We start from the raw sequence: 7,328 nt of genomic DNA on the forward strand, positions 1-7,328 counted from the left end.
TTTCCTATCTGTTCAATGTGTTTTCACATTTCTGGTTGGCAACTCCGCAAGAAGTTTTGCATGCAGACTGGCAAGATGTCTGGCATGCGCCGCATCCGCCGTGCTTTGCGGTATCCATCAGTTTACGAGTGCTCAGTGTTACGATTCTTTTCATAACATACAACCTCTTTTAACAAAAATTTTTGACAGAATTGTGAAGGTTAGTGAATATTTTCACAATCATTCCCTTCCATCATTTTATCAACACAGGAAGATTGCGTCAATCATTCATGAAATGAAGGTACTGGAGAAGAGTTCATGGGATGCCGCTTCAACAGTAGCTATTTTGAAAAATCGTCACATTCTTGAGAAGAACATCTGACAATCAGACAGGAAAATGGGAATAGGAATATTAGTATGACAAAATATACATAAGAGACTTATAAGCACTGGCAGAATTAATCGAATGAGGAGACTTATGATGGAATTTTATCAAAAAGGTAAAGATGACGTCCTAGATGCGATTGATTCCAGGAAAAGTGGCTTATCAAGTGAAGAAGTACAGTTTCGCTTGGAGCGGGATGGCTACAATGAAATCGCAGATAAAGAAAAAGTGCCTACCTGGAAGCTGTTCCTGGAAACCTTTAAAGATGCTATGGTGATTGTTCTCCTCGCCGCAGCTGGAGTGCAAATATTGCTTGGCGAGTTGGTAGAGTCATTGATTATTTTCCTTGTCCTGCTCATTAATTCGGTGATTAGCGTTGTACAGACAAGGAAAGCGGAAAGCTCCCTGGAGGCATTGCGGAATATGTCTGCGCCAGAGGCAAAGGTTATCCGTAATGGAGCAAAACAAACGATTGCGGCCAAAGAGCTCGTGCAGGGAGATGTTGTTTTCCTTGAGGCTGGCGATTATGTCCCTGCCGATGGACGTGTGCTTGAAAGTGGTTCATTGAAAGTAAATGAAGGAATGTTAACAGGTGAATCCGAGGCTGTCGAAAAATGGACAGACGCGATTCAGAATGAAGTGCCGCTAGGAGATCGCCGCAATATGGTCTTTAGCAGCTCGCTGGTTGTATATGGACGCGGTACTTTCGTTGTTACCGGAACTGCCGAAGAAACAGAGGTCGGTAAAATTGCCCATATGATTTCGACAGCTGAGCAAAAGGAAACGCCGCTGCAGCGAAAATTGAATGATTTCAGTAAAAAGCTCGGCATCGGAATACTCTTGCTGTGCATCGCCATTTTTGCAGTACAGGCGGCACGGATATGGCTAGGGGGCGATGATGGGGATACGACAACAGCATTACTGGAAGCGCTGATGTTCTCCGTCGCCATAGCGGTGGCTGCGATTCCGGAAGCATTACAGTCGATTGTTACGATTGTTCTGTCTGTTGGCACGAATAAAATGGCGAAGCAGCATGCGATTATCCGAAAGCTTCCCGCTGTGGAAACATTGGGGTCAACAAGTATTGTTTGCACCGACAAGACGGGTACCTTGACCCAAAACAAGATGACTGTGACGGACCATTACTTACCTTTCGATAGCAATGAGCGCTTGCCGGAAAATCCGGCTGACTGGAGTGAAGCCGAGCGTTTGCTTGTCAGGATAGCGGTACTCTGCAATGATTCCTATATTAATGAAGATGGCCAGGAAATAGGAGATCCGACAGAGGTTGCTCTGATCAACTTCGCAAATAAGCATGCCCGGGGATATGAGCAATTGCGCAAAACGTATCAACGAAAAGCGGAACTGCCTTTCGATTCTGACCGCAAGCTGATGTCTACAGTGCACGACATTGAAGGAAACAGTCTTATGCTGACGAAGGGCGGTCCTGATGTCATGTTCAGTCGTGCCAGCGCTGTGTTAGCAGACGGTGTAGAACAGCCGATGACAGATGACTTGCTGGAACGCTTCAAGGGGGCAAATGAAGATTTCTCCAATCAGGCATTGCGGGTTTTGGCGTATGGCTACAAACGTCTTCCCCAGGGAAAAGCGGAGGTTGGCCACGAGGATGAAAAAAATCTCGTCCTGGTTGGCCTGACAGCCATGATGGATCCTCCGAGGGAAGCGGTTTATGGTTCGATTGAGGAATCGAAAAAAGCGGGCATCCGTACAATCATGATTACCGGTGACCATAAAACAACGGCCCAGGCCATTGGCCGCGACATTGGATTGATGGAGGAAAATGATATCGCTGTGACCGGGCAGGAGCTCGATCAATTGTCCGAGGAAGAACTAGACCAGAAATTGGACAGGATTTCCGTATATGCCCGCGTCTCGCCTGAGAACAAAATCCGCATTGTCCGCGCCTGGCAGAAAAAAGGCGCCATTACCGCGATGACAGGGGATGGCGTCAATGATGCTCCGGCGCTGAAACAGGCGGATATCGGCATTGCCATGGGAAGCGGAACGGATGTGGCCAAGGATTCCGCAGCCATGATTTTAACAGATGACAATTTTGTATCCATCATTAATGCTGTCCAGGTTGGAAGAACGGTGTTTGACAACATCAAAAAGGCGATTGCTTATTTGTTTGCTGGAAATCTGGGCGCTATTGTGGCCATCCTGTATGCTGTCATGCTGGATTTGCCCAACCCGTTCACAGCGCTGCAGCTGCTATTTATCAACCTTGTGAATGATTCGCTGCCTGCGATTGCGCTGGGTATGGAGAAGCCCGAACCGAATGTCATGAAACGAAAACCACGTTTAATTAATGAAGGTATATTTGCCGGCGGAACGATGAAAGCGGTGGTGACACGTGGTTTTCTCATTGGGGCAGCTGTCATTGCATCGTTTTATATCGGTTTATCGCACTCCGATGAGATGGGAGTAGCTATGGCGTTCACGACATTGATTCTATCCCGGACGCTGCAAACCTTTGCCGCCCGCTCCAATACACAAACAGCTATACATTCTGGCTTTTTTAGCAATAAATATGTCATTGGTGCTGTCGTGCTTGGATTCCTGTTGTACGGCATCACGGTATTACCTTTCGCGCGTGGTGTCTTTAGCATCCCGGCACAATTCGGCTGGTCAGAATGGCTGATTGCGACAGGCTTGTCCGCTGCAGCAGTCATCATGATGGAAGTCGCGAAAGTGCTCTTGCACCGGGAAGAATAGCATGCAAAAAGCAGCTCCCCACATGCCGGATGGCGTGCAGGGGCTGCTTTTATCATTATTTCAACGATTCCTTAAGAAGCTGGTTGCGGAGCGTGGACATTTTCGTGTCCAGCATGTATGCGGCTTCCGAAAGCTCCACCAGCTGGTCCTTCGCCTCCTGCGGAACTTCCTGGCCATGATATTTGTAGTTCAGTTTATGTTCCGTCGAAGCCCAGAAGTCCATTGCAGAAGTCCTGATCTGGATTTCTGCAGGGACCCAGAGCACTTCGGAACAAAGGATGATTTGCGTCTCCACGATGAGGTGGAGGCTTTTATAGCCGCTCTTTTTCTGATTGGCAATGTAATCCTTGACCTCAAGGATACGCAGGTCCTCCCTTTCTTCCAGATGTTTTTTTAGCATGTAGATGTCGTCAAGGAAGCTTGCGACAATCCGCACGCCGGCAATGTCTTTTATATGCTGCTGAATCGATTCGTATGTCAGCGGAATATTCTTGCTCTCGATTTTTTGCACAAGGGACGGTAGTGTCTTCAACCGTGTCTTCAAATGTTCGATGGGCGAATACCCGTGGTTCGTTTTCCATTCGAGATCAATGATCCTGAAATCGCTCTCCAGTTCATTCAGCGCCATTTCGTACTGAATGAAAAAGCTTCTCCAGTTCTTGATTCGTTTGAGGATTAAATCGTATGACTGCTTTTCTTGAGTCAAGATAACCACCCCGGACTATTTGTATTATAGTAATAGTACTTTCTTCCGAATCATATCACAGCTTGTATTGGTTAGAAAGTACAAAAATAAACCACTTGCTTGGATTTTGATAGAACGAAAAAAGCAGCCTTGGGGGGCTATTATTGGGAATTGTTTTGTCTATCGTACCATTCGGTGTTTTTGAAGCAGTGGGTGAGAGAAACAAAATAAATAGACGAAAAATGGCTGCTTCAGAAACGAAGTAGCCATTTTTTCGTCTATTATGCTGAGTACAATCTTGTTGTCCTATGATCATAAAAGGCCAATATGATCAGTAGCATTAAGAGGAAATTCCCCAAGCACGTTCTACTATATAAAATGAATCATTCTGCTGTCTTCCATTACCTTTTGTCTTTTGTTATCGATCTAGCTTATCAAGCTTGTCAGATATGCTTTTCAGGATTATATTCTTTTCCTGCTGGATTTTCAGAAATTTAACCAGGAACCAAATGATAAATATAATTGGAGCGACATAAAAAAGAAGAGTTAATAGAGGAAAAACCGCCATAATGGTATTGCCGTACATAAAGCAAGCTCCCTTTGTTGTGGTTGATTATACCATAATATGCAATTGGATTATAAATGGAATTGTTCAAGGAGCAAATTACACTTCAGCAAATATAGGATGTGATCCCATGTTTTTAAGGAATATAAAATTACTGAGGGAGGAGATTGGCGATTTCCATAGCTATCCTTTCTCCATTTCCCCGATAAAAAAACTTGATGAACTTAGGTTGAATAATAACGTTACTTTTTTTGTTGGTGAAAATGGGTCGGGGAAGTCGACTTTGTTAGAAGCCCTAGCTTTTAAATGCGGCTTTAATACAGCTGGCGGCGGAAAAAATAACTATTATGATGCCCCATCATCGGAGTCTGCGCTTGGCGATTATATAAAGCTCTCATGGTTACCAAAAGCAACAAATGGCTTTTTTCTTAGAGCTGAGTCTTTCTATCATTTCGCTACACATATCGATGAGACAGGGGATTATCGGCCATACGGCGGCCGATCACTGCATAGCCAGTCACATGGCGAGTCGTTTCTGTCTTTGTTTGCAAATCGTTTCCAAGATAGCGCCTTATATTTATTGGATGAGCCAGAGGCCGCACTTTCACCCCAGAGACAGCTAACTTTCCTGAAAATCATGCATGATTTAGCAAATGAGGGCAGCCAATTTATCATCGCCACACATTCTCCCATTATATTAAGCTACCCGGGAGCAGCAATTTTGAGCTTTGACGGGGAAGAGATTCAGGAAGTGGATTACGAAGCCACTGACCATTATCAAATTACAAAATACTTTCTCAACAACAGGGAAAGCTTTCTGAACAAGCTACTGGATGATTGAACTGCAGCAATGCGGCTCTATTAATTGGGGCATTTTTCACTGAATACTGATTACACATTCTTAGGAAGATGCCAAATAACGTAGTGGCGTGTGAATTGTTCACTTTTAATCGTGATGACTTTGGTTTCCGTATGAAAAATGTATCCAGAGCCTACCTGTTTTTTTGAATTTCCATTCCTTGTTTTCCATAAATGTAATGATTGAATTCGTGTGTTTTGCTGAAGAAATGTATATCTGCTCTTGTTGATGACCTTCAAATTTCTTCAATTCTTGGTGAGTCAACAATAAACTGGCTGCAGCCATTGTCTTCCTAACCAACGCAATCTACAGAGGAGGAGTTCGATATGAATCGCTGCGTGCTCCAAAAGATTCAAGAATCGGATTATAAAAAAGTCATGGAGTTGTATATAGATCCGAATGTAAGGAAATATCTTGGAGGCCCACGTAAAGAAGAGACTATTCGGGAAGCATTTGATTCGCTACTGAACCAGGATGAAAGCGGTTGGTACTGGGCAGTGAGGGAACAGGGGAGCGGAGAATTCATAGGTATGGTATCTCTTGACGCCCACCATGATGGAGAAGGGCATGAGGTGTCTTTTCAGTTTTTCCCTCAATGGTGGGGTGCTGGCTACGCAACGGAATCAGTGAAGGAAATCCTGCATTATGGTTTTCACGAATTGAAATTACCGCGGATCATGGCTGAAACTCAAATGGCTAATAAGCCTTCCCGCAAATTATTAGAGAGACTGGGTATGAAGCTAATCAAGACCTGTGATCGGTTTGGGGCCAAACAAGGCATTTATTTCATCGATCAAGGGGAATGGAAAGCAAATGATGTTACCTAATGGAGGTTTTTAACATTTGAAATCCTTGTAGGATACTTCCTTCCGTGCAAAATTGTTGTATATGAAGATAACGGCAAAACAAAAATCGGGATGCCGAAGCCAACAGTATTGATGGCAATGCTGGATATTGAAAAAAGGCTTATCGGCTGTATTGATACTGTTCACTAAAGATAGGGTTTCTTACACGAATAGAGATAGAGCTGCTGTTGGAAATTCGTTAGATCTATTCAGGTGAAAATAAAGGGAGAATCGGGAGGCAACCTAGTGGTTCGCTTCCCGTTTTTTTTATGTGCGATTCATTATGATGCATCACTTTTATCATATTGTCTACAGGACAGGGCCAATTGAGCTATAAAGTAGACTGATTATTCATTCTTTTTTAATAAATAGAAGGGATATTCGATCTCTTGGAGAAATCTGTTAGAAGATGAAAACTAACATAGGAATAGGTGATAGTGTGTTAAATACATTACGAACAGTCCGTGAAGAATTATTGAATGAGGTAGCTTCACTATCTGATAATCAATTAAACATGAAACCAAGTGAAGAGAAGTGGAGCGTATCTCAAGTTATACAGCACTTAAGTGCTATAGATGAATCACTCCTTCCTGCACTTAAAAATGCAGTGAAAGATGAGAGTGAACGGGTAGAGGAGAAAGACGTGAAATTTGTTTTGGACCGTACGAAAAAGAGAGAATCGCCCCTTCCAGAACCTTCAGCTGAATTTATAAGTAAGGAAGGCATATTGAAAATGTTAAATCAGGCGAGAATCCCACTGATTGAATTCACAAATGAAAATATTGATGGGACGATTCTCGAGGATAAATCCATGGTGCATCCGTTCCTGGGGCAAATGAGTATCAAGCAAATGATTGAAGTCATTGCACTCCATGAAAAGCGTCATATTGATCAAGTCAAAGAGATTAAGGAAAGTATTGTTTCTCAAAAAATGATCTAAGTCATGAAAAGTTTTTTTAAGGCTTTATTCGTGCATTCTTTACTGATAATGAAATCGGGAACCTTGTATGCAAGCTTTTGGAACTCATATAGTAAGTCGGTTTTTTTTGTATCTATTGTGGCAAGAGCAGCAGTTGTTCTTTAAATTTTATCAGGAATAATATTTTTCAAATTAAATACAAAAGAAGATACTAGAGGGCTAGCCTTTTTATTTTTTTGCTTGGCGGAAGTTCCTGCTGCTTGGGTTGGCTGTGTTTTTGTGATATCGACCAACTCGGGGCCGATATCAACCATCTCCTGAGCGATATCAATCAACTCGGGGCGGATATCGACCA

General features: G+C 43.2%; 7 protein-coding genes and 2 pseudogenes. 6 read left to right on the forward strand and 3 right to left on the reverse strand.

Going from position 1 to position 7,328, the window contains the following annotated elements:
* Window positions 1-4: 4 nt before the first annotated feature.
* Complete coding sequence (scfA, locus tag D1970_RS17985) at window positions 5-154, reverse strand: six-cysteine ranthipeptide SCIFF (RefSeq protein ID WP_119114241.1); 150 nt, start codon at window positions 152-154, stop codon at window positions 5-7.
* 306 nt (window positions 155-460) lie between these two features.
* On the opposite strand from scfA, the gene D1970_RS17990 reads away from it, so the two are divergent.
* Window positions 461-3,100, forward strand: a complete 2,640-nt coding sequence (locus D1970_RS17990) for a cation-translocating P-type ATPase (RefSeq protein WP_119114242.1) — start codon at window positions 461-463, stop codon at window positions 3,098-3,100.
* A 55-nt stretch (window positions 3,101-3,155) separates the two neighbouring features.
* Here the strand turns inward: D1970_RS17990 and D1970_RS17995 are convergent, their stop codons facing one another.
* A complete protein-coding gene (locus D1970_RS17995; protein ID WP_246370315.1) occupies window positions 3,156-3,806 on the reverse strand; it encodes a GTP pyrophosphokinase in 651 nt (216 codons plus the stop codon).
* A gap of 734 nt (window positions 3,807-4,540) precedes the next feature.
* Between D1970_RS17995 and D1970_RS23555 the strand changes: the two are divergent.
* The 5 genes and pseudogenes from D1970_RS23555 to D1970_RS18020 all read left to right on the forward strand — a co-directional run.
* A pseudogene (locus D1970_RS23555) lies at window positions 4,541-4,792 on the forward strand (AAA family ATPase); the annotation flags it as partial.
* Between the two features lie 99 nt (window positions 4,793-4,891).
* Window positions 4,892-5,191 (forward strand): AAA family ATPase, encoded by a 300-nt coding sequence (locus tag D1970_RS23560; RefSeq protein WP_376767807.1) that lies wholly within the window; start codon window positions 4,892-4,894, stop codon window positions 5,189-5,191.
* 344 nt (window positions 5,192-5,535) lie between these two features.
* Complete coding sequence (locus D1970_RS18010) at window positions 5,536-6,036, forward strand: GNAT family N-acetyltransferase (protein ID WP_119114245.1); 501 nt, start codon at window positions 5,536-5,538, stop codon at window positions 6,034-6,036.
* A 3-nt stretch (window positions 6,037-6,039) separates the two neighbouring features.
* Window positions 6,040-6,204 (forward strand): annotated as a pseudogene (locus D1970_RS18015) (DUF302 domain-containing protein); the annotation flags it as partial.
* A 259-nt stretch (window positions 6,205-6,463) separates the two neighbouring features.
* A complete protein-coding gene (locus D1970_RS18020; RefSeq protein WP_119114246.1) occupies window positions 6,464-6,994 on the forward strand; it encodes a DinB family protein in 531 nt (176 codons plus the stop codon).
* 140 nt (window positions 6,995-7,134) lie between these two features.
* On the opposite strand, the gene D1970_RS22485 is transcribed toward D1970_RS18020, so the two are convergent.
* On the reverse strand, window positions 7,135-7,328 hold a 194-nt coding region (locus D1970_RS22485; protein WP_182478596.1), incomplete at its 5' end, for a hypothetical protein.

Source organism: Mesobacillus zeae (assembly GCF_003570705.1).
GTDB lineage: Bacteria > Bacillota > Bacilli > Bacillales > Cytobacillaceae > Mesobacillus_C > Mesobacillus_C zeae.